Annotated in this window: 26 protein-coding genes; 14 read left to right on the top strand and 12 right to left on the bottom strand. The window is 69.7% G+C overall.

Annotation, left to right across the window (positions count from 1 at the left end; all coding sequences use genetic code 11):
- The first annotated feature begins 77 nt into the window (after positions 1-77).
- From ACLJOO_RS30245 to ACLJOO_RS30235, 3 genes are all read left to right on the top strand, one after another.
- A complete protein-coding gene (locus tag ACLJOO_RS30245) occupies positions 78-1,250 on the top strand; it encodes a 5-(carboxyamino)imidazole ribonucleotide synthase (RefSeq protein WP_410790873.1) in 1,173 nt (390 codons plus the stop codon).
- 23 nt (positions 1,251-1,273) lie between these two features.
- Complete coding sequence (gene purE / locus ACLJOO_RS30240) at positions 1,274-1,759, top strand: 5-(carboxyamino)imidazole ribonucleotide mutase (protein WP_410790939.1); 486 nt, start codon at positions 1,274-1,276, stop codon at positions 1,757-1,759.
- 75 nt (positions 1,760-1,834) lie between these two features.
- Positions 1,835-3,055 carry an MFS transporter gene (locus ACLJOO_RS30235; protein ID WP_410790872.1) on the top strand — a complete coding sequence of 407 codons (1,221 nt, stop codon included), beginning with the start codon at positions 1,835-1,837 and terminating at the stop codon, positions 3,053-3,055.
- On the opposite strand, the gene ACLJOO_RS30230 is transcribed toward ACLJOO_RS30235, so the two are convergent.
- The gene (locus tag ACLJOO_RS30230; protein WP_410790871.1) at positions 3,052-4,389 is read right to left on the bottom strand and encodes a UDP-glucose dehydrogenase family protein; all 1,338 of its coding nucleotides are present in this window, start codon (positions 4,387-4,389) and stop codon (positions 3,052-3,054) included. The genes ACLJOO_RS30235 and ACLJOO_RS30230 overlap by 4 nt on opposite strands.
- A gap of 124 nt (positions 4,390-4,513) precedes the next feature.
- Here ACLJOO_RS30230 and ACLJOO_RS30225 point away from each other — a divergent pair, with 124 nt between their 5' ends.
- Positions 4,514-5,680, top strand: a complete 1,167-nt coding sequence (locus ACLJOO_RS30225) for an acyl-CoA dehydrogenase family protein (RefSeq protein WP_410790870.1) — start codon at positions 4,514-4,516, stop codon at positions 5,678-5,680.
- Here the strand turns inward: ACLJOO_RS30225 and ACLJOO_RS30220 are convergent.
- The 5 genes from ACLJOO_RS30220 to ACLJOO_RS30200 form a co-directional block, all read right to left on the bottom strand.
- A complete protein-coding gene (locus ACLJOO_RS30220; protein WP_410790869.1) occupies positions 5,677-5,826 on the bottom strand; it encodes a hypothetical protein in 150 nt (49 codons plus the stop codon). The genes ACLJOO_RS30225 and ACLJOO_RS30220 overlap by 4 nt on opposite strands.
- Positions 5,802-6,017, bottom strand: coding sequence for a hypothetical protein (locus ACLJOO_RS30215; protein ID WP_410790867.1), 216 nt, complete (start codon positions 6,015-6,017; stop codon positions 5,802-5,804). The genes ACLJOO_RS30220 and ACLJOO_RS30215 overlap by 25 nt, the downstream gene beginning before the upstream one ends.
- Complete coding sequence (locus tag ACLJOO_RS30210) at positions 6,014-6,214, bottom strand: hypothetical protein (RefSeq protein ID WP_410790865.1); 201 nt, start codon at positions 6,212-6,214, stop codon at positions 6,014-6,016. Before ACLJOO_RS30210 ends, ACLJOO_RS30215 begins: the two co-directional genes overlap by 4 nt.
- A gap of 180 nt (positions 6,215-6,394) precedes the next feature.
- A complete protein-coding gene (locus ACLJOO_RS30205; protein ID WP_410790864.1) occupies positions 6,395-6,619 on the bottom strand; it encodes a heparinase II/III family protein in 225 nt (74 codons plus the stop codon).
- A 31-nt stretch (positions 6,620-6,650) separates the two neighbouring features.
- The gene (locus ACLJOO_RS30200) at positions 6,651-7,076 is read right to left on the bottom strand and encodes a hypothetical protein (protein ID WP_410790863.1); all 426 of its coding nucleotides are present in this window, start codon (positions 7,074-7,076) and stop codon (positions 6,651-6,653) included.
- A gap of 121 nt (positions 7,077-7,197) precedes the next feature.
- Here ACLJOO_RS30200 and ACLJOO_RS30195 point away from each other — a divergent pair, with 121 nt between their 5' ends.
- The gene (locus ACLJOO_RS30195) at positions 7,198-7,740 is read left to right on the top strand and encodes a GNAT family N-acetyltransferase (RefSeq protein WP_410790862.1); all 543 of its coding nucleotides are present in this window, start codon (positions 7,198-7,200) and stop codon (positions 7,738-7,740) included.
- A 13-nt stretch (positions 7,741-7,753) separates the two neighbouring features.
- On the opposite strand, the gene ACLJOO_RS30190 is transcribed toward ACLJOO_RS30195, so the two are convergent.
- Together ACLJOO_RS30190 and ACLJOO_RS30185 are read right to left on the bottom strand one after the other, a co-directional pair.
- Positions 7,754-8,434, bottom strand: a complete 681-nt coding sequence (locus tag ACLJOO_RS30190; RefSeq protein ID WP_410790861.1) for a DsbA family protein — start codon at positions 8,432-8,434, stop codon at positions 7,754-7,756.
- Entirely contained in the window at positions 8,431-8,910 is a 480-nt protein-coding gene (locus ACLJOO_RS30185; RefSeq protein WP_410790860.1) for a pyridoxamine 5'-phosphate oxidase, read from the bottom strand. The genes ACLJOO_RS30190 and ACLJOO_RS30185 overlap by 4 nt, the downstream gene beginning before the upstream one ends.
- Positions 8,911-9,078: 168 nt before the next feature.
- Between ACLJOO_RS30185 and ACLJOO_RS30180 the strand changes: the two genes are divergently transcribed.
- The 8 genes from ACLJOO_RS30180 to glsA all read left to right on the top strand — a co-directional run bounded on the left by ACLJOO_RS30180 (position 9,079) and on the right by glsA (position 19,824).
- The gene (locus tag ACLJOO_RS30180; RefSeq protein WP_410790858.1) at positions 9,079-11,775 is read left to right on the top strand and encodes a LuxR C-terminal-related transcriptional regulator; all 2,697 of its coding nucleotides are present in this window, start codon (positions 9,079-9,081) and stop codon (positions 11,773-11,775) included.
- On the top strand, positions 11,772-12,272 hold the full coding sequence (locus ACLJOO_RS30175; protein WP_410790857.1) for a hypothetical protein: 501 nt from the start codon (positions 11,772-11,774) through the stop codon (positions 12,270-12,272). The genes ACLJOO_RS30180 and ACLJOO_RS30175 overlap by 4 nt, the downstream gene beginning before the upstream one ends.
- Positions 12,273-12,358: 86 nt before the next feature.
- Positions 12,359-13,216 (top strand): c-type cytochrome, encoded by an 858-nt coding sequence (locus tag ACLJOO_RS30170; protein WP_410790856.1) that lies wholly within the window; start codon positions 12,359-12,361, stop codon positions 13,214-13,216.
- A 122-nt stretch (positions 13,217-13,338) separates the two neighbouring features.
- Positions 13,339-13,821, top strand: a complete 483-nt coding sequence (locus ACLJOO_RS30165; RefSeq protein WP_410790855.1) for a DUF1269 domain-containing protein — start codon at positions 13,339-13,341, stop codon at positions 13,819-13,821.
- Between the two features lie 34 nt (positions 13,822-13,855).
- A complete protein-coding gene (locus tag ACLJOO_RS30160) occupies positions 13,856-15,370 on the top strand; it encodes a leucyl aminopeptidase family protein (RefSeq protein ID WP_410790854.1) in 1,515 nt (504 codons plus the stop codon).
- Positions 15,367-17,034 carry an AbgT family transporter gene (locus tag ACLJOO_RS30155; protein ID WP_410790853.1) on the top strand — a complete coding sequence of 556 codons (1,668 nt, stop codon included), beginning with the start codon at positions 15,367-15,369 and terminating at the stop codon, positions 17,032-17,034. Before ACLJOO_RS30160 ends, ACLJOO_RS30155 begins: the two co-directional genes overlap by 4 nt.
- An 8-nt stretch (positions 17,035-17,042) precedes the next feature.
- Complete coding sequence (locus ACLJOO_RS30150) at positions 17,043-18,839, top strand: SLC13 family permease (protein WP_410790852.1); 1,797 nt, start codon at positions 17,043-17,045, stop codon at positions 18,837-18,839.
- A 1-nt stretch (position 18,840) separates the two neighbouring features.
- Positions 18,841-19,824 carry a glutaminase A gene (gene glsA / locus ACLJOO_RS30145; RefSeq protein ID WP_410790851.1) on the top strand — a complete coding sequence of 328 codons (984 nt, stop codon included), beginning with the start codon at positions 18,841-18,843 and terminating at the stop codon, positions 19,822-19,824.
- 6 nt (positions 19,825-19,830) lie between these two features.
- On the opposite strand, the gene ACLJOO_RS30140 is transcribed toward glsA, so the two are convergent.
- From ACLJOO_RS30140 to ACLJOO_RS30130, 3 genes are read right to left on the bottom strand one after another with little or no spacing between them, the layout of a single operon-like run.
- The gene (locus ACLJOO_RS30140; RefSeq protein ID WP_410790850.1) at positions 19,831-20,970 is read right to left on the bottom strand and encodes a S1C family serine protease; all 1,140 of its coding nucleotides are present in this window, start codon (positions 20,968-20,970) and stop codon (positions 19,831-19,833) included.
- A 20-nt stretch (positions 20,971-20,990) separates the two neighbouring features.
- Positions 20,991-22,997: a hypothetical protein gene (locus tag ACLJOO_RS30135; RefSeq protein ID WP_410790849.1), complete on the bottom strand. Its 2,007-nt coding sequence runs from the start codon at positions 22,995-22,997 to the stop codon at positions 20,991-20,993.
- The gene (locus tag ACLJOO_RS30130; protein WP_410790848.1) at positions 22,987-24,123 is read right to left on the bottom strand and encodes a lysylphosphatidylglycerol synthase domain-containing protein; all 1,137 of its coding nucleotides are present in this window, start codon (positions 24,121-24,123) and stop codon (positions 22,987-22,989) included. The genes ACLJOO_RS30135 and ACLJOO_RS30130 overlap by 11 nt, the downstream gene beginning before the upstream one ends.
- 70 nt (positions 24,124-24,193) lie before the next feature.
- On the opposite strand from ACLJOO_RS30130, the gene ACLJOO_RS30125 reads away from it, so the two are divergent.
- On the top strand, positions 24,194-24,415 hold the full coding sequence (locus tag ACLJOO_RS30125) for a hypothetical protein (RefSeq protein WP_410790847.1): 222 nt from the start codon (positions 24,194-24,196) through the stop codon (positions 24,413-24,415).
- Here the strand turns inward: ACLJOO_RS30125 and ACLJOO_RS30120 are convergent.
- Positions 24,360-25,259 (bottom strand): hypothetical protein, encoded by a 900-nt coding sequence (locus tag ACLJOO_RS30120; protein WP_410790846.1) that lies wholly within the window; start codon positions 25,257-25,259, stop codon positions 24,360-24,362. The two genes, ACLJOO_RS30125 and ACLJOO_RS30120, sit on opposite strands and share 56 nt — an antisense overlap.
- Between the last annotated feature and the right edge of the window lie 94 nt (positions 25,260-25,353).

The following is a 25,353-nucleotide window of genomic DNA, read 5'->3' as shown; positions in this document are numbered from 1 at the left end:
GGTCCGACCCCGAAATCGCCCGCGTGCCGCGACAGCCGCCGTACGGCTGATGATGTATGGACATTAGGCTCACCGCTGTGAAGTTCGATCGTAAGGATCTCCCTGTCGGAACGCCGGTGGTCGGCATGGTCGGCGGCGGGCAGCTGGCCCGGATGACCCAGGAGACGGCCGTCGCCCTCGGCATCCAGCTCCGCGTGCTCGCGGAGGGCGAGACGGTGTCGGCGGCGCAGGCGGTCGCGGACGCGCCCGTCGGCGACTACAAGGACCCGGAGACGGTACGGCGGTTCGCCGTCGAGTGCGATGTGGTGACGTTCGACCACGAGCACGTCCCGACGGACTTGCTGCACTCGCTCGAGGCGGACGGCCTGAAGGTCCACCCCGGCCCGGACGCGCTGGTGCACGCCCAGGACAAGGCCGTGATGCGCGCCCGGCTGGACACGTTCGACGCGCCGGCGCCCGCGCACCAGGTGGTCGGCACGCCCGCCGACGTCGCGGACTTCGCCAAGCGGGTCGGCGGGTTCCCGATCATCCTGAAGACCACCCGCGGCGGGTACGACGGCAAGGGCGTGTGGTTCGTCGACGGTCCGGAGGACCCGCAGATCGCGACCGCGTTCGGCAGCGGCGTACCGATCCTGGCCGAGGAGAAGGTGGACTTCGTCCGCGAGCTGTCCGCGATCGTGGCGCGCTCGCCGCACGGGCAGGCGGTCGCGTACCCGATCGTCGAGTCGGTGCAGCGCGACGGCATCTGCGTCGAGGTGACCGCGCCCGCGCCCGGTCTGGCGCCGGAGCGGGCCGCCCAGGCGCAGCAGACCGCGCTGCGGATCGCCGGTGAGCTCGGCGTGGTCGGCATCCTCGCGGTCGAGATGTTCGAGGCGCGGGACGGACGGCTGCTGGTCAACGAGCTGGCGATGCGCCCGCACAACACCGGGCACTGGACGATCGACGGCGCGGTCACGTCCCAGTTCGAGAACCACCTGCGCGCGGTGCTCGACCTCCCGCTCGGTTCGCCGGCCGCGCGGGCGCCGTACACCGTCATGGTCAACGTGCTCGGCGGCGACGTCGAGGACATGCACCGCGGCCTGCTGCACTGCATGGCGCGCGACCCGGGCCTGAAGGTCCACTTCTACGGGAAGTCGGTGAAGCCGGGGCGCAAGGTCGGCCACGTCACGGCGTACGGCGACGATCTCGAGGAAACCCGTGAACGCGCGCGGCACGCCGCCGCGTACCTGACCGGCACGATCGACGAATAGGAAAAGCAGTGATTGGCATCGTGATGGGGTCGGACAGTGACTGGCCGACGATGAAGGCCGCGGCCGAGGTGTGTGCCGAATTCGACGTGCCCTTTGAGGCAGATGTGGTGTCGGCGCACCGGATGCCGACCGAGATGATCGACTACGGACGGTCAGCGCACGAGCGGGGCCTGAAGGTTCTGATCGCCGGTGCCGGCGGGGCCGCGCACCTGCCCGGGATGCTCGCGTCGGTGACTCCGCTGCCGGTGATCGGCGTACCGGTGCCGCTGAAATACCTCGACGGGATGGACTCGCTGCTGTCGATCGTGCAGATGCCGGCCGGAGTGCCGGTTGCGACCGTCTCGATTGGGAACGCTCGTAACGCGGGGCTGCTCGCGGTCCGGATCCTGGCTGCCTCCGACGAGAAGTTGCGGGACCGGATGCTGGCGTTCCAGGAAAGCCTCGCGGGGGTGGCACGGGCCAAGGGCGCTACGGTGCGTGACGGGGCGGCAGAGCTGCGTAAAGGCTGAGGCAGTCACTGGTTTTCCACAGGACGGGGCGGGTAGTCATGAGTTCCCATTGGTTGTCGTCTAAGGTCGTCGATCGTGACTCCGCCCACTGATTCGGACACGCAGCGCATTCCCGGCCGCTATTGGATCTGGTTGTGCGGCGCTGCTGTGTCCCTCCTCGGCGATCTGACGATGAGGTTCGCCATCGGCTGGTCGGCCACCCGCCACGGCGGCAGCATCGCCGGTCTGGTGCTGTTGCTCGCCACCGCCCCGCGAGCCGTTCTGCTGCTGGTCGGTGGCGCGATCGGCGACAAGTACGGCGCCCCGCGGGTGCTGCTGGCGAGCTGTGCGGCGATGTTCGTGGTCACCGCGGCGCTCGTCCCGGCCACGCTGGCCGCGGGCGAACCCGTGTGGTTGCTGGTGATCCTGGCCCTCGTGGTCGGAACGATCGACGCGTTCTTCCTCCCGTCGTCACGGTCGATGCCGCGCCTGCTGGTGCCGCCGGCGCAGGTGCCCCGAGCGCTGGCGAGCTTCCAGGTGACCGGCGTGGTCTTCGCCGTCACCGGCACCGCGGTCGGCGGCGTCCTGGTGAGCTGGGCCGGACTCACCGCGGCGGGCGGTTTCGACGCCCTGACCTTCGGCGTGATGATCGTCGTCCTGATCCTGCTGCGGAAGACGATCGCGCCTCCCGGCCGGATGCCGGCCGGCATGCTCCGCTCGATCGGCGCCGGGATCCAGGTCGCTTTCGGCCGTCCGCTTACCCGTGCGCTGCTGATCACGATGACGGTTTCGGCCGGTTTGCTGATGCCGCTCGACGCACTGCTGTTCCCGCTGCTCGCCCGCGACCACGGGTGGAACGCCGCAACCGCCGGTCTGCTGGTCGCCAGCCGGAGCTTGGGAGTGGGGGTGATCGCCCTGCGCATCCTGATGCGGGGCGCGTTTCCCCGGCCGGGCGTCTTCGCCGCCCTTGGACTCCTGGTGGCGGCTGCCGGACTGCTCGGCCTTTCGGTGCTCGAGCCACTGCCGTTGACGTTCGCCGCCGGTGTGCTGAGCGGGATCGGCGTCGGCACGTTCACCGGCCACGTCCTGCCGCTGCTGATGAACTCGGTGGAGCGTGAGTTCCAGTCCCGTCTGCAGTCGATCGTCGTGCTCTGCCAGAGCCTCGCGATCATGGTGGCGAACCCGCTGCTCGGCGGCCTGTCCGATGTGAGCGGCATCGGCATCACCGGTGTCTGCCTGGGCATCTCGGTGGCAGCAGCCATCACCGGGCTGGTCGTGCTGACCCGCCCGGTTCTACGATCGGCGACAGTCGCTTAAGGCCGGCCCGGCGCCCGGTAGGTCCAGCCTGCGGCGCGCCACGCGGCGGCGTCGAGGTTGAGTCGGGCGTCGATGACGACCGGGTTGGTGATGACCCCCCTGAGCGCGGCCGGGTCGAGCTCGCGGAATTCCGGCCACTCGGTCAGGTGCAGTACGGCGTGCGCCTCGCGGCACGCCTCGACCGCGGTTGGGGCGTAGCGCAGGGTCGGACGCACCTTGCGGGCGTTCTCCATCGCCTCCGGGTCGTACACCGTGACGTTCGCGCCATGCAGCTGGACCCGCCCGGCCACGTCGAGCGCGGGCGAGTCGCGGACGTCGTCCGTACCGGCCTTGAACGCCGCGCCGAGCACGGTGACGTTCTTGCCGATCCACTGGCCGCCGAGCATCTCGTGGGTCAGGTCAACGATCCGGGCGCGGCGGTGCTGGTTGATGTCGTCGACCTCCCGCAGCAGCGTGATGACCTCTTCGACGCCGAGCTCGCCGGCCCGGTGCATGAACGCGCGCAGGTCCTTCGGCAGGCAGCCGCCGCCGTACCCGGGGCCGGCGTTCAGCATGCCGCGGCCGATCCGCTTGTCGTACCCGAGCGCGTCGGCCAGCTGGGTGACATCGGCGCCGGTCGCGTCGGCCATCTCGGCGAGCGCGTTGATGAACGAGATCTTCGTGGCCAGGAAGGCGTTCGCGCCGCCCTTCACCAGCTCCGCGGTCGGCAGGTTGCAGGCGATCACCGGCGAGCCCTCGGCGATCGGGGTGGCGAACACCTCGCGCAGCCGGGTCTCGGCGGCCGCGGACTGGACGCCGAACACCAGCCGGTCCGGGTGCAGGGTGTCCTCGACGCCGTGCGCCTCGCGGAGGAACTCCGGCTGCCAGGCGATCTCGACCGCCGCTCCGGCCGGGGACTCGGTGTGGAAGCGCTGCTCCAGGACCTTCGACGTACCGACCGGGACCGTGGAGCGGCCGACCACCAGCGTCGGCTTCGTCAGCAGCGGGGCGAGCATGTCGACGACCGAGTGCAGCTGGGACAGGTCGGCGGCCTCGCTGCCCTCGAGCTGCGGGGTGCCGGCGCAGATGAAGTGCACGTCGGCCCAGTCCGCGATCTCGCGGTAGTCGCTGGTGAACCGCAGCCGGCCCGAGTCCACGTGCTTCTTCAGCAGCGGGTCCAGCCCGGGTTCGTAGAGCGGGGCCTTGCCGTCGTTCAGCAGCTTCAGCCGGTGCTCGTCGATCTCGACCCCGATCACGTCGAAACCGAATTCGGCCATCCCGGCGGAGGTGTTGCAGCCGAGGTAGCCCGTGCCGATGACGGCGATCCGCAGGGGGCGGGAGGTCGCTTCACTCATGTCCGGGACTCTACCCATCGTGGTTATCAGCCGGTTATCGGCTCATGTCTGGAGAGTGCGCTCTTGCTCACTTTCGGCGTACGACGTCCTCCGCTGGCGAGATGTTCGTCGTACTGTGTGACTCGTGAGTAACTCATTCGAGCTGTACGCGCTGTCCGAGGAGCACCAGGCGATCCGCGAGGCCGTTCGCGACGTCTGCGACGCCAAGGTCGCCCCGCACGCCGGGGACGTGGACGAGCTGGCCGAGTTCCCGAAGGCGTCGTACGACGCGCTGAAGGCCTCGGACTTCCACGCGCCGCACATCCCGGAGCAGTACGGCGGCGCCGGCGCGGACGCTCTCGCCACGGTGATCGTGATCGAGGAGGTCGCCCGCGCGTGCGCCTCGACCTCGCTGATCCCGGCCGTCAACAAGCTGGGCTCACTGCCGCTGCTGCTGTCCGCCTCCGACGAGGTGAAGCAGCGCTACCTGCCGCCGGTCGCGGCGGGCGACGCGATGTTCTCGTACTGCCTGTCCGAGCCGGAGGCCGGTTCGGACGCCGTCTCGATGAAGACGCGGGCCGTCGCGGACGGGGACGAGTATGTGCTGAACGGCGTGAAGCGCTGGATCACCAACGCCGGCGTGAGCGACTTCTACACGGTCTTCGCGGGGACGGACCCGGACGCCCGGTCGAAAGGGATCTCCGCCTTCGTAGTCGAGAAGTCCGACGAGGGCGTCTCGTTCGGCGCGCCGGAGAAGAAGCTCGGGATCAAGGGCTCGCCGACCCGCGAGGTGTACTTCGACAACGTCCGGATCCCCGCTGGTCGCATGATCGGCGCTGCGGGGACCGGTTTCGGCACCGCGATGGCGACCCTCGACCACACCCGGGTGACGATCGCGGCGCAGGCGCTCGGGATCGCGCAGGGCGCCCTCGACTACGCGCTCGGGTACGTCAAGGAGCGCAAGCAGTTCGGCAAGGCGATCGCCGAGTTCCAGGGCCTGCAGTTCATGCTCGCGGACATGGGCATGAAGATCGAGGCGGCCCGACAGCTCACGTACGCCGCGGCCGCCCGCTCGGAGCGCGGCGACTCCGACCTGACCTACTTCGGCGCCGCCGCGAAGTGCTTCGCCTCCGACGTCGCGATGGCCGTCACCACCGACGCCGTCCAACTCCTCGGCGGCTACGGCTACACCCACGACTACCCGGTCGAACGCATGATGCGCGACGCCAAAATCACCCAGATCTACGAAGGCACCAACCAGGTCCAGCGCATCGTCATGGCCCGCCAACTCCTGAAGGGCATCTCGGCCTAGCGTGCTGCTGCGTAGACGAGGTCGCCGGTGCGGGAGAAGGTGACGGGGGCGCCGTTGAGCAGGACCTTGGTCGCGTTCGGGGCGGCGATGCCGATCGCCTTCGCCGGATCGGTCGAGGCGGTCAGCCCTCGGCCTTCGAAGCCCACGACTTGTAGTACGTGCCCCGGACGCCGTCGCCGTACCGGATGTCGAGTGCCGTCGCCAGGTCCGTTGGCAGCGTCCCCACCGGCATCCGTGCGGCGCCATCGGCGGTCGCCGACGCCGGCAAGAGGAGCGTGTCGAACGTGGTCTTTCCCTTGGCCTGCTTGACGTACGTGGCGTACTTCGCGTCGCTCACGTGGTAGAACGCCGGCGAGTAGTACCCGTTCCGGACCGATGCGGTGAGTGTCTCCGGATCCGGACGACGGTCAGGTTCGCGCCGGAGGTGAACTTGGTGACGGCTGCCTTGGAGGTCGCGGCCTGCACGGGATTCGCGTGCCAGTTCTGTTTGTAGCGATGCGTTGCGGTGTCCCGCGGCTTGAGCTGATCGGACACCAGCGACACCCCCGATCGCAGCGTCAGCACAGACCTCGCGTGCCAGGCCTTGGCGGACGCGTCGGTGTTCCCGCTGATCAGGTCGTACGCCGGGTTGCTGACGAAATGGGTGATCTCCCCGGCGGCGGTGTTGTTCTGCGGCAGGTTGTCGACCTCGACGGTGTTGTGGGCGTCGGTCGTCTACCGCAACCAGTCCGATCGCGGGTCCGAGCTGTACGAGTACGCGCCCGGGTCGACCAGCAACTCGCGGCCGTGGGCGTAGGTGACGAGCGACAGTTCGTCAGGGTGGCTGTGCGGGCCGCGATCGATCTCAGCGGTCGAGGCGTCGCGGGCGCCCAAGGTCCCGGCGAGCACCATCAACGCGGTGGCGGCAACGACAACGGTCGCCCGCAAACTGGTACGCATACACCGATCTCCCGAGTCTGGTGACGGCTCGTCAGTCGGCGACGACGCCGTTCCACTTTCCGTAGGAGTAGAACTTGAAGTAGTACTGAGTCCCGTCCTTGACGTTGGAGGCGACCACTCTGAATGTGTCGGTTCCGCCGCCGGGGATGTTGGTCCGGTGGTCCTGGCATCCGGCCGTCTTGAAGCAGACCTTGACGGCGCGCGCATTGGTGCTGGTGCTCCAGCCGGACCCCAGGTTGATGTCGCGGCACTTGCTGGACGTCTTGAAATACTTACCGCCGGCGGGGTACCGGAGGGTGCCGCTCGGCAGCGTGAACTGCTCGTAGTTGTCGCCGGTGATACAGGAGCCGGCGGCGTCCGCGTCGCCCGGGTTGCTGATGGTGACGGCCACGAAGCCGGTCGTTGCCAGTGCCAGGGCGCCGGCGATCGCCGCGGGCTTGGAGCGCAGTACGCGCATGGAATCATCCTCGATCTGTGAGTCCGTGCGGTGACACCGCGAAGCTACCCAGCGATGCTTTCTACTCGCTTTCCACTCACTTAACGCCTGATCCTGACCTTCGACCGGAAGACGAACTGACATGACTTCTCCCGTGGAGCGGGTGTTTCTGCGCTCGCTCGAACTGGCGGATGTGGCGACCTATGTGTCGTGGGGGCGGGATCGGACCTTCTGTGAGCATGCCGGGTGGACGGTGGACCGGCCTGCGGTTGAGCTCGAGGCGCACTGGCGGGCGCTGATCGAGCAGCCGAAGCCGGATCACCTTCGTCGCGCGGCGGTCGCTGGTGACGTGATCGGGTACGTCGATCTGGCCGGGGCGGAGCCGGATCGGCGCGAACTGGGGTACGTCGTTGGGCCTTCCGATCGTTGGGGACGCGGGCTGGGCGGGACCTTGGCGCGGCTCGGGCTCGAGTACGGGTTCGACGTATTGGGGCTTCAGGAGATCTGGGCCGAGGCGGTGGACGCCAACCGGGCGTCCGTGCGGATCCTGGCGTCGCTCGGGATGACGGAGACCGGTCGCGGCCAGGACGAACCGTTCCTCGGGGCCTCGAGCCACTACCGCCGCTTCTCGATCAGCAGAGCCCGATGGATTACGGTGCGGGTCGGCTCAGCGCGAGGTCGTTGACGAAGCTATCTGACTAGGATCCGGGTGCTGCGGCGGCGTGCAGGAGGCGTTTTGGCCAGTCCGGGTCGTTGCTCTGCGCGATCGGGTAGCCGGAGGCCCACGGGCCTTCCCAGTGCACCTCGATACCCGGGTTGTGGATGTTGGTGCCGTCCGGCAGGAAGAGGTGCGGGCTGCCTTGTACGGCGTCGGTGACGGCGACGGCGTGGTCGCCCATCACCGCGGAGCGCGCCCGCCCGTCGTCGAGGGCCGTGGCCAGTTCGGTGGCGTCGACCGACTCGACGTCGGCCGCGATCTCGAGGATGGTCTGCCGGTGGCCGATCGGCCGGGAGTCGAACCAGAAGCCACGGCGAAGCGCCGCGTCGAGGTCCTCCGAGGCCCGCAGTCCCTGCGCCTTGGCGGCGTGGACGGCCTCGGCGGCGAGCAGCACCGTCGACGGGTAGGTCCAGTCGGGCTGCGTCCACAGGCGGAACCCGACCTCAGGCGCGAGCTGACCGAGCCCGACCGCTTCGCTGTCGGTCCCGGGCCGCGAGTGCGGCCCGTTGAACAGTTCCAACGCGAACGTGTGGTGATCCAGCCTCACCACCCCGTCCAGCCCGAGCTCGGCCCGAGTCGTCCGGAGCCGATGAATCGCGACCTGCGCGAACGGACACAACAGATCCGACCAGACCTGAATCGTCCCGCGTGCGACGTTCACTCGTCCTCCTGGTGGTCCGCGCCGGACGGGTTGCTGGTGAAGCGCTCCGGCGTGATCAGCACCGCCGTACGTCGATCCGCCACCATCTCCCGGTCGTAAGCCTCCAGGTCCGGATGTACGCCGCCCGCCGCGTGGTAAATGTCCCGCAACAACACCCGCAACCGCTCCGCGTCGATCCCATCCAGCGGGTCGTCCGGCCCGGCCAGCTCGACCGATCCGCTCACGCCGATCCACTCCCACTCCGCGCGGAAGACCAGCGTCGCGACCGGCGTACGCCGCAGATGCGCGAGCTTCGCCGTCCGCCCCCGCGCGACGAAAGCCACCACCGGCTCCCCACTCACCGGATGCGCCACCACTCCGGCATTGACCACCGAAGCAGCCGGCTCTCCACTCCGTCGCTGCGTAACCACCACCGCCAGGAAGTGGTCCCGCCGCCCGAGTTCGTTGATGCGATCGAGTCCTGCGCGTGTCTCCATACCACTACATTAACGGACCATAGTCCGTTTTCTCAATCCGGCGCCACTGCCGGAATCGGTCGAGTCCAGCTAGTCTCGATATTTCGGAGCTGGGGCAACGACAGAGTTCAAGACCAGGTCACATCGGTCAAGAAGGGCAGTACGTCGGCCAGGGGAAGGGCGACGAGGGTGACCTCGATCGACCGGCAGCACCAGACAGGGGACCCGCAGGGGGTGGGGAGCATCCCCCGTCCGCCGTCGACCTTGGTCGTTCGGGAGCGCCTGCATGCCGCGCTCGACCTCGGCGTACGGTCGCCGCTCACGCTGCTGGTCGCACCGGCCGGCACCGGCAAGACGGTCCTGTTGTCGGACTGGGTGACTCGCAGGCGAGCGCCTGGTACGCCGGTGACGTGGGTCGGCGGGCACGCGGCGAGCTCGTTCGAACGCATTCTCGAGCAGGCGATGGCCGGCGACCCACCGGTTCCCGGTCTGGTCGTCGTCGACGACGGTCATTTGCTGTCGGCAACCATGCTGGCGGATCTGGCGCTGGTACTGCGGAAGTCGCCGCACTCGCTGCGCATCGTGCTCGCCAGCCGGTACGACCTGCCGCTGCCTGTGTCGGAGCTCGAGTTGCGGGGCCTGGCGCTGACGCTGCGCTCGCGGGACCTGCGCTTCACGGACGCCGAGGCGACCGAACTGGTGAGGGCGCACGCCGGCCAGGCGACGGCCGAGGACATTCGCTTGTTCCAGGCCAACACGGCGGGCTGGGCGGCCGCGTTGGTCCTCGCGGCCCGGACCTTCGCGGCGTCCGGCGAAGTCGCCTGGTCCTTGGTCAACCAGGGCCCGGTTCTCGACCTGTTTCTCGGCGAAACGTTCAGCACCCTGGACGAGCGCGTCCAGACCATGTTGCTGAGCACGTTCGGAGTCCCGTCGGTCACCGGCGAGCTGGCCGCGATGCTGAGCGACGACTCGGATGCGCCCGCCGTGCTGGGGGAGCTGGCCCGCAACGGGCTGTTGGTCACTGCGTACGTCGACGGTGCGGCCAGCGAGCCGGTGTACCGCTATCACCCGCTGCTCGTCGAGCTCTTGCGGCGCAAGGTCGTCGGGAGCGCAGAGTGCGCGAGGATCGTCGCGGCCGCTCAGCACCGGTCCGCGCTGTACTACGAGAGCCGTGGCGAGAGCGTCGCCGCGCTGCGCGGCGCACTGGGCGCCGAGGATCCGGCACTCGTGGCGCGGATCGTGCTGGGCCGCGGACCTGAGCTGCTCGCGGCCGGCGAACTGGATCTGGTCGCCGCCGCCTTCGCGGTCCTTCCTGCCGACTACCTCGAGACGCACCCGCACCTGACCGGTGTCCGCGGCCTGCTGCGTCGCGGGTCCGGAGATGTGGCCGGCGCGATGATGGACGCGGCCGCGGCGGACCGGTTGACCGATGAACGGGAGTCGGCGGCACCGACACCCGACGACGACGCCCTCGACGCGGACGCGGTGCTGCTGCGGCTGTGGAAGTCCCGGTACGGATGGCACGACGTCCACGCGGCGATCGATCGGACCCGGTCCTTGCTGGCGCTGGACCGGACGGCGGGCGGCCGACGTACCGCCGCCGTACTCGGCCCGGAACGGCTGGCCTGGCTGCTGATCGAGCTGGCCGCGACGGAGACCTGGGCCGACGACCTCGACAGCGCGTCGGCGCACCTGGACGAGGCGCTTGTTTCGGCACGGATGGCGGCGCATGCCAGGCTGATCGCCGGCGGACTCGTCCACCGAGCCATCGTGCAGTATGTCCGCGGTCAGGTGCGGAATGCCGCCCGGTCGGCCCGGGAAGCGCTCGACACCGGCGGCGACGAACTCCCGTCGGAGTACGCCGTACGCGCCTATGTGGTGCTGGGATTCGCGGCGCTGAGCGACCTGCGGCGCGACGAGGCGTGGCGTTGGCACGAGCTCGTCGCCGTGACGGAAGCAGCCGAGTCCGACACGGTCGTCGCGGCACTGCGCGCGATGCTCCGGAGCGTGCTGCTGATCGAGGACGGCCGGCTGGACGAGGCGTCGTCCGAGCTGACCGCCGATCCCGCCGCGGTCGGTCCGCTGCCGTCGTTCCTGGCGCGCGACTGGGCGCTGTTGCGGTTCCGGCTGGCGGTGCTGCTCGGGGACGAGCACGGCGCCGTGGTGCAACTCGCGGAGCTCGACCGGGCCGGAAGCGGCTCCGAGGCCGAGTTGCTGCGGGCCATGCTCTCGATCGGGCAAGGCGACCTGCGGGCGACGGTGTCGATGATCGACGGAGTACTGGCCCGTCCGGGCATCTACCCACCGGTCGCATCAGCGGCGGCCGCCTTCCGGACCATTCTGCTGGTGCGGGCGGCCGACCCGGTCGCTGCCGAGGCGTCGTTGGTCGACACCCTCATTCGAGTGGCACCGCAGCGCATCCTGCATGCCTTGATCCCCGCAGGCGGTGAGCCGGTCTTCCTCGACCAGCTCCGCGAGTACGTCGTGAGTCCGAACTCGCACCCGTTCGCCGCGATCGCGCTCGAGAAGCTGTCCGCCTACAAGAGCAGATCGACCGGGTCCGGTGGAATGACCTTGCTGGCGCGGACCAGGCCGGACGCACAGGCCGCACCGCCTCGTCGCCTCAGCGCTGTGGTGAACGGTGCGCGGATCCGGCTGACGGCCAGGGAGGCCGAGGTCCTGGATCAGCTCGCGCTCGGCAACTCCTACACCGAGATCGCGAAGGCGTTGTTCATCACCGAGAACACGGTGAAGACCCACCTGATGGCGCTGTACCGAAAACTCGGTGTCGAGAAGCGGTCCGCGGCGCTTCGGGTCGCGCGCGGGGTCGGACTGCTCCAGGCGGCACCTGCGGTGGAGACCGGCGGACAAAGGAGACTGCGATGAATCAGGGCCTGCTGAACTCGTTGACCGAGGCCGAGCGGCTGTTGGTGGCCGAGGCCGAGCGGGACGCACTGAAGCAGTTGGACGAGGACGAGTTGCTGGACCTGCACCAGCGCATCCGGCGGACACGGACGAAGTACGTCAAGAACTACCGGCGCGGCGCGAGCGCGGCCGTCGCCGACGCCGGCGGCCGCGGCCTGTCGTACGCGCGGAACCAGCGCGACCGGGACAAAGCCGAACTGTTCGAGTCGGTGCTGGCCACCGTGAGCCGTGAAGTCGCAGCCGCCGCGCGGCGAGCCTCGATGGAACTGCGCGCCGAGCGGATCGCGGCGGGGCGGTCGGCCCGTCCGGCGCTCGCCCCCGCGAAGCGACCGGCCGGCAAGCCCGCGCCGGCGACGAACCCGCGGCCGCGCGCGGCGAAGACCACCGGGGGCCTCAAGAAGGATGCCTCCACCCGCGCGCTCGGCAGCCGACGGCAGGCCGCACGCGATTCCCGCTGACCCGTCCCCGGCTCCCCCGATTCGGGTGATCCCAAGAACGCCGGGCTCGGTTCTGCTGGAGTCCGCGGCGTCCAGGAGGTGCGGAGATGCGCGATGCCGGTGGTACGACACCGCGAAAGCTGCGCGGCTCGAGGTTCAGGTCCCGACTCAGACTGCCGGTGGTCGGTACGGCGCTGGTTGCCGTCGGCCTGGCCTACGCCGCGCTGGTCCCGAACGGCGCGGCCGGCGCGGACGGTCCCCAGTCCCAGCAGATCGAGGAAGGACGGCGGCTGTTCGCGGTCGGGTGCTCCAGTTGCCACGGGCTGCACGCCGAGGGCGGGACCAACGGGGAGGGCCGGATGGCCGGCCCGTCGCTGATCGGGGTGGGTGCGGCCGCAGTGGACTTCCAGGTCAGCACGGGGCGGATGCCTGCTACCCAGCCTGGAGCGCAGATACCGCAGAAGCCGCCCGTCTACAACGAGGACGAGACCGCGGCGCTGGCGGCGTACATCGCCTCGCTCGCTCCCGGACCCGCGATCCCGGCGTCCGAGTCGTACGACGTCAGCAAGGCGACGCAGGAGGAAGTCACTCGGGGCGGGGAGCTGTTCCGGACGAACTGCACGGCCTGCCACAACTTCGCCGGCCGGGGCGGCGCACTGCCGAACGGCCGGTACGCGCCGTCGCTGATGTCGACCACGCCGCGGAACATGTACCAGGCGATGCTGACCGGACCGCAGCAGATGCCGGTCTTCTCCGACGCCGTCCTGCTGCCTGAGGACAAGCGCGCGGTGATCGCCTACATCGTCGCGCTGCAGGACGCGAAGGACCCGGGCGGCTTCGGGCTGGGTCGGCTCGGCCCGGTCTCCGAGGGCCTGTGGGGCTGGCTGGTCGGGATCGGTCTGCTGGTCGTCGTCGCCGTGTGGATCGGGGCGCGCGTCCCGAAGGCGCAGCGCAAGCAGGAATGACCGCGACCTCACCCGAATTGCCGGGAATCACCTTAATCGGAGGAGGACGGCCGCGCGGCGCGTTGGTGGGATGAGGCGGTCGGCGCGCACCTTCGACGCGCCATCCCCGGGAGGAATCCGACATGACCCATCTGGTGGTGCTCGGTCTGGACAGCCGCGAGGACGCCGAGCGCGTCGTGCAGCTCACCGAAGACCTGGCCAAGCAGCAGTTGTTGCAGCGGGAGGACGCGGCGATCGCCTACAAGGACGCCAAGGGCAAGGTCCGCATTCAGCAGACCGTGAACCTGACCGGAGTCGGCGCCGCCAGCGGGGCGCTCTGGGGCTCGCTGATCGGCCTCATCTTCCTGAATCCGCTCGCGGGTCTGGTCGTGGGTGCGGCCAGCGGTGCGATCAGCGGCAAGTTGACCGACATCGGCGTCAGTGACCAGCTGATCAAGGAGATCGGCCAGGAGTTGCAGGAGGGCCACGCTGCCGTGTTCCTGCTGGCGCGGTCGGCCACCGTCGACCGAGTGGTCGAGGCGCTGAAGCCGTACAGCCCGACCATCCTGCAGACCAACCTGACGCGCGAGCGCGAGGAAGAGCTCGTCGCGGCCCTGCAGTCCTGACCCGGCGCCGGAGCAGTTGGCAGGAGGAGGTCTCGTGAACACGATCCCGGACGACTTCGATCCGATTCCCTCGACCCGGCGAGGGGCGGCTGTGGGTGTCGCTTCGCTGAAGCAGACCGAAGCCGAGGCCGACGCGCTCGCGGTTCCGGTCGCGGCAGCTGCCGAGCCCGGCGCCGAGCTCGGCATCGACGCCGCGGGCCTGGCGGCTGCCGGCTTCACCGGCGAACGCGGCCAGACGCTGGTGCAACCACACGGCGGCAGGCCGGTTCGGGTCGCCGTCGGGATCGGGACACCGGACCAGATCGACGCCACGCTGGCGCGCGACCTGGCCGCGGAATTCGCCCGGGCCGTCCCGTGGCACCGGCGCCTCGCGATCGAGGTGCCGTCACGGGCCGCCGGTATCTCGGTCACAGACTTCGCCCAGGCTGTGACCGAGGGCGTGCTGCTCGCCCGCTGGCGGTACTTCGTCGGTCGTGGCGCCGACGAGCCGACGTTGGAGTCGCTCACGGTGGTCGCCTCCGACGAGGACACTGAGGCTGCCCGTCTCGGCGTGGAGCGTGGCCGGGTCGTCGCCGCGGCGTACTGCCTCGGACGGGATCTGGCGAACTGTCCGGCCAGCACGCTGTCGGCGGAACGGATGGCCGAGGTCGCGCTCGAGGTCGGTCCGCCGGCCGGACTGCGGGTGGAGGTCTTCGACAAGCAGCAGCTGATCGCGCTGGGCTGCGGGGGCCTGCTCGGCGTGAACCGGGGCAGCGTCGACCAGCCTCGCATGGTCAGGTTGCGGTACGAGCCCGAGCAGCCTACTGGCCGGATCGCCTTGATCGGCAAGGGAATCATGTACGACTCCGGCGGCATCAGCCTGAAACCGAGCGACGAGTCGCACGCGCAGATGAAGAACGACATGACCGGGGCGGCGGCGGTGCTCGCGGCCATGACGGCGCTGCGCGACCTCGGATGTACGTCGGCGGTGACCGGGTATCTGATGTGCACCGACAACATGCCCTCGGGATCGGCGCTGAAGCTCGGTGACGTCTTGAGGATGCGCAACGGAACGACGGTCGAGGTGCTGAACACCGACGCCGAGGGACGTCTGGTGATGGCGGACGCGTTGGCGCTGGCGACCGAGGAGCCGGTCGACGCGATCGTCGACATCGCCACCCTGACCGGTGCGTGCCTGCGGACCTTCGGTGTCGAGATCGCCGGCGTGATGGGCAACGACGCCACTGTCGTCGAGCAACTCCGGCGCGCGGGCGAGGCCGTCGACGAGCCGGTCTGGGAGCTCCCGTTGCACCGGCCGTACCGGTCGCAGCTCGACTCGGCGGTCGCCGACCTGACGAACATGGGCGGCGTCAACGCGGGGTCGATCACGGCCGCGCTGTTCCTCGAGGAGTTCGTCGCCGGGCTTCCCTGGGCGCACGTCGACATCGCCGGCACCGCGCAGCTGGCGGCGCCGCGGACCTGGCGGAACAAGGGCGCGACCGGCTTCGGCACGAAGCTGCTGATCGAGTTCGCGCTGTCCTTCACGCCACCGACGAACAGCCGATCGTGAACGCCAAGGCGGCGGGGGAGACGCCGACCAAGAAGGGCCGGATGCAGCGGATCCTCGACGGCATCGAACAGGTCGGCAACAAGGTTCCGCACCCGGCGCTGATCTTCCTGGCCCTGATCGTCCTCGTGATCGTGCTCTCCCAGATCCTGTCCTGGGCGGGCACCAGCGTCACGACCGAGGTCGTCGAACCCGCGACGGTCGAGGTCGCACCGGAGTACCCGGGCGGCACGAGCGTTCCGGGCAACGACGCGCCGCCGGCGCCCGCCGTGCCGGACTACGAGGTGCACCAGGAGACGATCAAGGCCGAGAGTCTGCTGACCGGGGACGGGATCCGCTACATCTTCACCACGGCGGTCCAGAACTTCAACGACTTCGGCGTCGTCGCGGTCATCCTGGTAGCGATGATCGGCGTCGGCGTCGCCGAGGAGGCCGGTCTGATCGCGGCCCTGATCCGGAAGATGGTCAAGGTCGCGCCGCGACGCCTGATCACGTTCATCATCGTCCTGCTCGGCGGCATCTCCAGCGTGGCCTCCGACGCCGGTTACTTGGTCCTGATCCCGTTGGGTGCGGCCGCGTTCGCCTCCCTCGGGCGGCACCCGCTGGCCGGCATCGCGGCGGCGTACGCCGGGGTCAGCGCGGCGTTCTTCGTCAACGTGCTGATCACCCCGGCGGACGGCATCATCACCGAAGTCACCAACGAGACGATCGCGCTGGTCGCGCCCGACGTCCACCTCAACGTCACGCACAACTTCTTCTTCAGCATCGCCGCGACGATCTTCTGCGCGATCGTGATGACGGTCATCACCGAACGGATCCTCGAGCCGCGGCTCGGCAGGTACGACCCGGCCGAGGCCCCCGAGGACGCGCCGGCCGATCACCGGCCGACGGACGAGGAGATGCGGCTGGAGTCCCGTGGGCTGCGATGGTCGGTCTACTACCTGCTGGTCGCGGTCGCGATCGTGTCGGCGCTGACCTTCATTCCCGGGGCTCCGCTGCGCAATCCCGACACCGGCGAGATCTTCGGGTCGTCGCCGTTCATGAGCAGTCTGCTCTTCATCATCTCGATGCTGTTCCTGGCCGCCGGTCTCGGCTACGGCCGTGGTGCGCAGTCGCTGACCGGCAGCACCAACGTCATCAACGCGATCGTGAAGACCTTCAACGGGCTGGGCGGACTGATCTTCCTGATGCTGCTGATCGCCCAGTTCATTGCCTACTTCAACTACACGAACATGTCGACGCTGGCCGCGACCGGTCTCGCGGATCTGCTGGAGCGGGCCGACATCGGGGCGCTGCCGCTGCTGATCGGGTTCATCCTGCTGGTGGCGATCATCGACCTGATCATGCCCGGAGTGATCCCGAAGTGGGCGATCCTGGCGCCGATCTTCATCCCGCTGTTCTACCGGCTCGGCATCGCGCCGCAGACCGTGGTCGCGGCCTACCGGGTCGGCGACGGCCCGATGAACGTGATCACGCCGCTGATGGTGTACCTGCCGTTCATCGTGCTGGTGTGCCAGAAGTACCGGAAGAGGGCCGGTATGGGCACTGTGGTGTCGATGATGCTGCCCTACACCGGCATCGTGCTGGTCACCTGGGCCCTGTTCTACATCGTCTGGTACCTGATCGGGATTCCCTGGGGCCCGTCCGCACCGGTGCACCTCGGCTAGGGCCAGTGATGGACGACGCGACGCTGAGCCTGATCGTCCTCGGGCTCGTCGTCGCGGTGTTCATCTGGAACCGGCTGCCGGTCGAGGTGGTCGCGGTGCTCACGGCACTGGTGTTGTGGGCCAGCGGCCTGGTCGCCTTTCCCGCGGTGGTCGCGGGCTTCGGTGATCCGGTCGTCATCCTGATCGCGTCGTTGTTCGTGGTGAGCGAGGGGATCGACTCGACCGGTGTGACCGCCTGGGTCGGGCAGACCATCGTGCGGTACGCCGGTACGACGCGAGCCCGGCTGCTGATCGCCGTCACCGGCCTGTGCGCGGTGCTGACCGCGCTGATCACCCTGAACGGAGCCGTCGCGGCGCTGCTGCCGCTCGTCGTCATGCTGGCGGTCCGGGCCGGCGAGCCGCCGTCGCGGATGCTGATGCCGTTGACCTTCGTCGGCAGCGCCGGATCGCTGCTCACGCTGACGGGCTCGCCGGTCAACATCATCGTCTCGGAGGCGGCGCACGACGCGGGGGCCGGCGACTTCCCGTTCTTCGCGTTCGCGGTGGTCGGAGTGCCACTCGTCGCAGGCACGATCGCCATCTCGGTGCTGGCCGGTCCGCGGCTGCTGCCGAACGCCCGTCCGGCCCACCCGGCCGCGGATCTCGCGCTGCACGCCGAGACCCTCGACACCCACTACGCCGCCCTGGCCGACGGCTTCTACCGGCTGCGTGTCCGCGACCTGTCGCCGTTGGTGGGCCGGCCGGTACGCGAGCTCGACCTCTCGCCGTACCCGGGCGTGGAGATCGCGGGGGTCCAGGACAGGCACGGCCGGCATCGGCCCGACGCAGCGGCGCTCGATGTGGGCGATGTGCTGGTCGTGACCGGCGCCGAGGAAGACGTGAACAGCCTGACCGCCGAAGCCCGGCTCGCGGTGACCATGACACCGGTCGACGATCTGATGACCCGCGAGGCCGGAGTGGTCGAGGCCATCGTCCCGCCGCGGTCGTCGCTGGTCGGCGAGACGGTCTTCCCGGGCATGCATCGCGGACCCGACCTCGTCATCGTCGCGGTCCAGCGGATGGGCAAGGATCGCGGCAAGCGGCCGACCCAGCTCGCCGAAGGCGATGCGCTGCTCGTGCACGGCGCCTGGGCGGCTCTGGACGACCTCACCAAGGATCGGGACATCCTGCTCGTGGACTCGCCGCAGACCGTCCGGCGCCAGGCGATTCCCTGGGGCGCCAACGCGTCGACAGCGGTAGGGATCCTGGCGGCGATGATCGTGCTGCTCGCGACCGGCCTCCTACCGGCCGCGATGGCGGGCCTGCTCGCGGCGACGGCGATGGTGCTGGCCCGGGTCGTCCGGCCGCAGCAGGCGTATCGGGCGATCTCCTGGCAGATCGTCGTACTGATCGGTGCCCTGATCCCGTTGTCGGGTGCGATCCAGTCGAGCGGCGGCGCGGATCGGATCGCCGGACTGATCGTCGACGCCGTCGGCGCCGGCCGCCCGTACCTGTTGCTGCTGGCCCTGTTCGTCCTCACCGCGCTCCTCGGTCAGGTGGTGAGCAACACCGCGACGGTGCTGATCGTCACGCCGATCGCGGTCGCGGCCGCGGCAGGCACGGGTACGTCGGTCAAGCCCGTGCTGATGCTGATCGCGGTCGCCGGTTCGGCCTCGTTGCTCACCCCGATCTCCACGGCCGCGAACATGATGATCATGAGTCCCGCGGGCTATCGCTTCGGCGACTACTGGAAACTGGGCCTGCCGGTGATGCTCTGGTGGCTCGCGACCGCTCTCCTCGTCATCCCACTCGTTTGGTCGTTCTGAGATGTCCGCCGCCGACAGGTACGTATCGACCGGCGGCCTGCCCACCCCTGGCAGGGTCGAGGAGATCGTGCGCGCGGCGTACGAGAAGTTCCGAGGCGTTGCCGACGGTGCGATCAGCGATGTCTATCCGGTGCTGCAGCGCGTCGAGGCGGACACCTTCGGGGTCTGTGTGGCGGCCGTCGACGGTCGGCTGTTCGAGGCCGGGGACACGCGGCGGCCGTTCACGATCATGAGTGTTGCCAAGCCGTTCGTGTTCGCGCTGGTCTGTCAGGCGATCGGTGTCGATGCCGTGCGTGAGTTGGTCGGTGTGAACGCGACCGGGCTCCCGTTCAACTCGCTGCGCGCGGTGGAGCAGTCGGCGACCGGGCGTACGAACCCGATGGTGAACGCCGGCGCGATCGCGACGGCCGGCTTGGCGCCCGGCGATTCGCCGGATGCCCGGTGGCGGTTCATCCTCGACGGTCTGTCGGCCTTCGCGGGACGTGAACTCGTCCTGGACGACGAGGCGCTGGCGTCGGCGCTGGCCTCGAACCATCGCAACCGTTCGCTGGCGGCGCTCCTGCACAGCGTCGGTGCCTTGGCGGGCGATGCGGAGACCGCGACCGACCTGTACACCAGGCAGAGCTGCCTGCGGGTCACCGCGGTCGACCTCGCGGTGATGGGAGCGACCCTCGCGGATGGTGGTGTCTGTCCGACGACTCGGCGGCGGGTGGTGGATCCGGACATCGCCCGGGTGACCCTGGCGGTGATGACCGTCGCGGGCCTGTACGAGACGTCGGGCGACTGGCTGCTCGACGTCGGCGTACCGGGGAAGAGCGGCATCGGTGGCGGCATCGTGACGGTGTCACCCGGCAAAGGCGCGTTGGGGACTTTCGCGCCTCGATTGGATGCCGCTGGCAACAGTGTCAAAGGCCGGCTCGCGGCACAGTTCCTGGCGCGACAGCTCGGTCTGGATCTGCTCGCGTCGGAGGTCAGCGTTACTTGAGGCGCACTAGGGTGCGCCCAGCGTGAGGGTGGTGTCTGCCGGCTTGCCGGACCGCAGATAGGTCAGCTCGAGCTTGTCCCCGGCCCGACGGGTCAAGGTCGCCACCACGATCTGCTCGCTGCTGACGGCCGGCTGGCCGTCGACCTTGGTGATGATGTCGCCCGCCTGCAGGCCCGCCTGCACCGCGGGGCCACCGGCGTCGACCCCCAGCACGAACAGACCGGTCGGTGTCCCGGCGGCCTTCGCGACCGCGGGCGGGATCTCCTGGACCTGGAGGCCGGTCGTCGGATGCCCCGGCTTGCCGGTGCTGATCAGCTGTTCGGCGATCGGGTTCGCCAGATCGACCGGGATCGCGAAGCCGAGGCCGACGCTCCCGCCGCCGCCGGCGCCCGAGGCATCCGGAACCGTGGCGATCGCGGCGTTGACGCCGACCAGGCGCCCGGCGCAGTCCACCAGCGCGCCACCGCTGTTGCCGGGGTTGATGGCCGCGTCGGTCTGGACGGCGCCGATCAGGTGATGGGTCACCTCGTCACCCGGCACCGGCACATAGCGGTCCAGCGCACTCACGATGCCCGACGTGACGGTGCTGCTGAGTCCCAGCGGCGCACCGAGGGCGATCACCGGCTGGCCGACCTGCAGTGACCCGGACGAACCGAGCTCGATGACCGGATAGTCGCCGGCGCCGTCGGCCACCTTCAGCACGGCCAGGTCCGTACTCGGATCGCGGCCGACGATCGTCGCGCCGGAGGTGCGGCCGTCGCTGTACCGCACGGACACCGCGCCGCCGGAGCCCGCGGCGACCGAGATGACGTGGTCGTTGGTCAGGACGTACCCGCCGCTGCGGATCAGCTGCCCGGACCCGGTTCCCGCGGCAGCGCCGCGACGGGCCGAGATGGTCACGATCGACGGCAGCACCTGGTTCGCGACCGGGATCGCGGCGCACATCGCCGTACCGGGATCTGCCTGGCCGGAGGACGAGGAGGCGCCGGCGCGATCGCCGCGGTCGACGGCGAGGAAGATCACCGCGGTCACGAGCGCGCCGGCCACCAGGCCGACCGGGAGACCGAGCGTCAGCAGGTGGGCGGGGTGGAATCGGTGCCAGCTCGTCGAGTGTCCGGCCGGGGGTCCGTTGTCGGCCTGGCCCATCCCGACCTCCTCTGGTCCGCTCAGGAGTCCGCTGGCAGTGCCGGCGAGTCGTGCGCCACGCGCTCCTGGCCGTCCCGAGGATAGGTCTGCGGCGCGTCCGGCAGCTCACCCGATCCAGGTGACCGTGGGGTGGCACGGTCGAAGTACAGGTATGCCACGGCCGCCGCGGCGATCGGCATCGCCAGCGCGAACAGGATCGACGAGACCACGTTGATCAACGTCGGTGACCAGTCCGTCGCCAGCAGCAGGACGATGCCGGCGATCGGCCCGACGGCCAGCCCCGACCCGACCACCAGCGTCAGGGGTACGGCGGTCCGCCACCACCGGCCCGCCACCAGACGACGGCTGCGTCTCAGCGCCGCAGACCCCGAACAGTGCTCGGCGACGAGGACCTGCACGATGAACGCGCGGCTGACGGCGTAGTACACGGCCAACGGGATCGTCGCCACGAAGATCGTGAGGACGAACAGCACGACGACGTACTGCGTGGCGGCCCGAGCCAGCTGCCATCGGATCGTCACCACGTGGCGCAGCGCTGCCCGTGCTGTCACCGGGGCGCCGCGGTCGAGTTGATCGAGCGTCCGCATCACGACCGCCAGCAGGACGACGTACGTCGCGATCGTGAGGAGGGTGACCGCGAGCGCGAGGATCGATGCCCAGAAGCCGGTCGCGTCCTCGGTCGGTGCGCCGAGGTCGGTCGGCGCGTCCCGCCTGGCTGCCTGGAGGTTGGCCAGCGTGACCGTGATCAGGCCCAGGACGCCCAGGGCGGCGGCGAACCCGCCGAACAGGCCCGGTCGTCGACGGAAGAGGCGGATCGCAGAGGCCACCGCTTGACCCCAGGCCCGTGGCCGACGGGCGGGAAGCGGGTCCGCGTCGGACCACCGTGTCCGAGCGGCAGCGAACCACACCAGCGCGACGAGTACGGCGAGCACGAGCCCGAGCAGCCAGGTCCGGTCGAGGGTTTCGCGCAGCAGGTTCGATCCGGTGGCGACGGCGGCACAGAAGGCGCGGGTGCTGCTCGGTCCGAGCAAGGCTCCGGCGGGCACGGTCGTGCTGTCGTCGCGCCAGTTCGCCTCGGCGTCCTGGATCGGCGCCGTCCAGGACTCCTTCATGTTCGGTCCGGTCGGTCCGTCGAAGAACGATCGCTGACGTTCACCCCATCGGCCCTGGAACGCGAGCCAGGGGTACTGCGCGAGATAGTCCGCCCGGTTCAGCGGAACATAGGCGACCTTGGGGTTGATCGTCGCTTGCGGCTCGGTGGTGTCGTCGCAGCCCAGTCCCTCCGAGCCGCGCCCGAGGTACAGGCGTCGCCCGTACTTGTTCGCATGCGAACCCGCCGCCGGGTAGGCGACCGGATGGGTCCCGTCGACGAGCTCGAGCTTGGCGTCTCCCCATCGCGCGCGTTCGGCTCCGCCGTGCTGGCTGTACCCCACCGCCGTCGGGGGCGTGGTCAGTGCAGCCGCCGGCGTGGCTGCGTCGAAGATGAGCTGGATCGATTCCCAGTCGCCTTCGTGGGTGTTGTTGTAGTCGTTGAAGACGTAGAAGAACCAGTACTCCAGCGAGAGCTGTCCGGGGTACTCGGGGTCCTGCGCGACGTGGGCGTAGACAGTCGCGGCGTACTCGGCGTTGAGCCGCGCGGACCAGTCGGCGTAGTCACAGGCGGGGCGCAGCGGATCGCCCGGAAAGTCCAGGAAGTGCCCGGGGTACTGCAATCCGAGATCCGTATCCTGAGGCTGGGTCTTGATCAGGTCGGGCGGCCGCCAAGGACCGCGCAGGGCGACCTCCTGATTGCCGAGCACGGCCTGGACGTCGATCGGCTGGAAGTGCTCGCCGTCGGCGCATCGGGCTGCGCTGTCCTGAAGTTTGACGACGGGCGCGTAACGGTCGGCCAACTGCTGCGCCGCGACATCGTCCGGAGAGGTCGCGGCCATGGCGGGTTCCGTGCCGCAGAGGAGCAGCGCCGCCAGCACCAGCAGCGCCGACGACAGGATCACCCGATCCAGGTGATCCGGGCGGTCACGTCGCACGGTGGCTCGCCGCCCGGCGATCGAGGTGGCGCCACCGCACCAGCGTCAGCAGGCCCACCACGACCGGTACGACCTGGACAGCGACCCGCCAGACGAGCAGCCCGGCGACCAGTGCCGTTGCCTCCAGTTCACTGTGCGTCGAGACGAACGCCGCGTAGGTCGCGTCGAGCACTCCCGCGCCCATCAGCGGCAGGCCGGTGAACGGATAGATGACGAGGAAGGTGCATACGAGCAGAAGGATCGTGGCGCCGCTCAGCGGGATGCCGACGAAGCCGAGGCACAGCACGAGCACACCCGCCTCCACGACGACCAGACCGCACAAGCTGACAACCGCGAGCCGGCCGTGCGCTTTCAGGAGCCCCGCGCTGTGGGCCTGGAAGTCGACCAGTCGCTCGGCCCACTCGTCCGGTCCGTTGGCGGCCGGCCGCACCTTGCGCAGCAACGAACCGAGCATCCGTCCGAGCGCCGCGGCGGTCCGCTCTGCCCGTACGGCGTAGATCAGGCCGGCCAGCAACGCGACGGCCCCGGCACCGAAAACGAGTGCTGCCCAGCCGAACGGTGCGTAGAAGGTCGAGCCGACCCAGAAGATGACGAACCCGAGAACCGGCGCGGCCAGCCGGGCGATGTAGAACAGCAGCGTGCTGAGCGTCAGTCCGGAGGCCGCCGCTTTCGCGTCGATGCCCCACGATCGGAGCATTGCCAGCCGTACGACGACATCGCCCGGCGACGGCGCGATCGTCGCTACCGAGGTGGCCGCGACGTCGTTGACCATGGCCCGCGGAACGCTGAGCCCGGTCACGAACAGTGCCAGCGGAACCGCGAGTACGAACCGGCGGATCGGCAGGACGAGGAGGACCACTACGACCTGCCACGGGCTCAGGTGAGTCACCGCGTAGCCGACCTGGCTCCAGTCGATGGCCCGTAGCAGCCGCAGCAACAGCCAGGCGACGACGGCGACGAGCAGCAGCCGGCCCACGCGCACCAGCGCCTTGGGGACTCGGCGCCGAGCAGCCTTGTGGGTCGATTCCGGTTCCGGTGCGGGGTCGGCCACTCCACCACCCTGCCGCCGGATCGGCGCGCCGGCCTCCCACGATCCGGGGGAGCCGATGTGGTCCGGACCACCCATCGCCCGGGAAGGGTGATGCCCTGCCGCCGTTGGTCCGGCACAGTGGGTGGCGCCGGAAAGGGGCGTTGCCATGGGCCACTACGTGATCCGGGTGCAGGGCACGTTGTCGGACGAGCTGACCGAAGCGTTTCCCGCACTGGCGGTGAATCCGGAGCCGGTGCAGACCCTGCTCCACGGGTACCTCGCCGACCAGGCAGCGCTGGCCGGCATCCTGAACCACCTCGACATGCTCGGAGTCAACATTCTGGAAGTCCTGCAGGTCCCGCCCTTCGACTCGACCGACGTCGGGTGACGAGTCCCGCGACCACAGCCGCGCCGGCCGCGACCAGGCCGATGATGAAGATCACCAGGAGTGCCGTCCGGAGGGATCGGGTCAGGATGTCGAACGCGGCGGCTCCCGTCACCGGGCTGAGCTCAGCCGGCAGCCGGTCGAGATACCGTTGCCGGCCGATCGCCAGGACGATGCCCAGCGCCACCATCGAGACGGCCACGCCGAGTCCCGTGCCTATCAGTGCCCGCCGGCGATCGACGGCGAGGCAGAGTCCGAGGACGAGCAACCCGCCGGCGACGAACGGCAGCACCGTGCCGAATCGGTCCAGTAGGCGGTAGCCGCGCTGGGCCCGGTACAGCTCCGGCGAGGAGAACAAGTCGAAGGTCTGATGGACATCGGGGATCCGTTCCGCAGCACTGAATCCCGCTGCGACAAGGCGCTCTCTGGCCGCCGCGACGAACGGACCGAGGTCGATGCTGACAGTGTCGCCCTTGACGCCGACGGGTCCGTCCCGCCCACTCAGCGCGCCCACCAGTTGCTCGTGCGCCGCTCGGTTGGCGCTGCGCCACAGCGTCTGGAACGTCTCGCTCTCGACCAGTTGACCGACCTGGCCCCGGACGACGCCGCGGGCACCGTCCGCGATGCGCCCCGGCAGGTTGCGGAGGATCACGTCCGTGATCCGGTCGGCGATCGCGGTCCGTACGCCGGCGTCGGCGGCCAGCGGGACCACGTTCTCGACGTACCGATCGGTGTTCGTCACCTGCGTGCGTGCCCACGCCGCCGTGACCGCCACCGGTGCCAGCACGCACCCGGCGATCAGCAGGACGACCGCCACCACGGTCCTGACCTTGCGCGTGTCCTCCATGGACTGCCTCCGGCGTCATCAGGAGCGTGACCGCCCGGAGTCGCGGTTTCCTCCTCCAGATCGGGTGAGCAGACCTGACCAGGACGGTCCTACT

Origin of the sequence: Kribbella sp. C-35 (assembly GCF_046549195.1) — a bacterium.
Lineage (GTDB): Bacteria > Actinomycetota > Actinomycetes > Propionibacteriales > Kribbellaceae > Kribbella.
Note: the sequence above shows the minus strand (reverse complement) of the source record. Positions and strands in the feature narration are given on the sequence as shown.

Bases quoted from the DNA above. Each gene is read 5' to 3' on its own strand.
- ACLJOO_RS30195 (WP_410790862.1), top strand. From the start codon at position 7,198: ATGACTTCTCCCGTGGAGCGGGTGTTTCTGCGCTCGCTCGAACTGGCG.
- ACLJOO_RS30205 (WP_410790864.1), bottom strand. From the start codon at position 6,619: ATGCGTACCAGTTTGCGGGCGACCGTTGTCGTTGCCGCCACCGCGTTG.
- glsA (WP_410790851.1), top strand. From the start codon at position 18,841: ATGTCCGCCGCCGACAGGTACGTATCGACCGGCGGCCTGCCCACCCCT.
- ACLJOO_RS30150 (WP_410790852.1), top strand. From the start codon at position 17,043: ATGGACGACGCGACGCTGAGCCTGATCGTCCTCGGGCTCGTCGTCGCG.
- ACLJOO_RS30165 (WP_410790855.1), top strand. From the start codon at position 13,339: ATGACCCATCTGGTGGTGCTCGGTCTGGACAGCCGCGAGGACGCCGAG.
- ACLJOO_RS30200 (WP_410790863.1), bottom strand. From the start codon at position 7,076: ATGCGCGTACTGCGCTCCAAGCCCGCGGCGATCGCCGGCGCCCTGGCA.
- ACLJOO_RS30230 (WP_410790871.1), bottom strand. From the start codon at position 4,389: ATGAGTGAAGCGACCTCCCGCCCCCTGCGGATCGCCGTCATCGGCACG.
- ACLJOO_RS30125 (WP_410790847.1), top strand. From the start codon at position 24,194: ATGGGCCACTACGTGATCCGGGTGCAGGGCACGTTGTCGGACGAGCTG.
- ACLJOO_RS30175 (WP_410790857.1), top strand. From the start codon at position 11,772: ATGAATCAGGGCCTGCTGAACTCGTTGACCGAGGCCGAGCGGCTGTTG.
- ACLJOO_RS30140 (WP_410790850.1), bottom strand. From the start codon at position 20,970: ATGGGCCAGGCCGACAACGGACCCCCGGCCGGACACTCGACGAGCTGG.
- purE (WP_410790939.1), top strand. From the start codon at position 1,274: ATGGGGTCGGACAGTGACTGGCCGACGATGAAGGCCGCGGCCGAGGTG.
- ACLJOO_RS30130 (WP_410790848.1), bottom strand. From the start codon at position 24,123: ATGGGTGGTCCGGACCACATCGGCTCCCCCGGATCGTGGGAGGCCGGC.
- ACLJOO_RS30120 (WP_410790846.1), bottom strand. From the start codon at position 25,259: ATGGAGGACACGCGCAAGGTCAGGACCGTGGTGGCGGTCGTCCTGCTG.
- ACLJOO_RS30185 (WP_410790860.1), bottom strand. From the start codon at position 8,910: ATGGAGACACGCGCAGGACTCGATCGCATCAACGAACTCGGGCGGCGG.
- ACLJOO_RS30170 (WP_410790856.1), top strand. From the start codon at position 12,359: ATGCGCGATGCCGGTGGTACGACACCGCGAAAGCTGCGCGGCTCGAGG.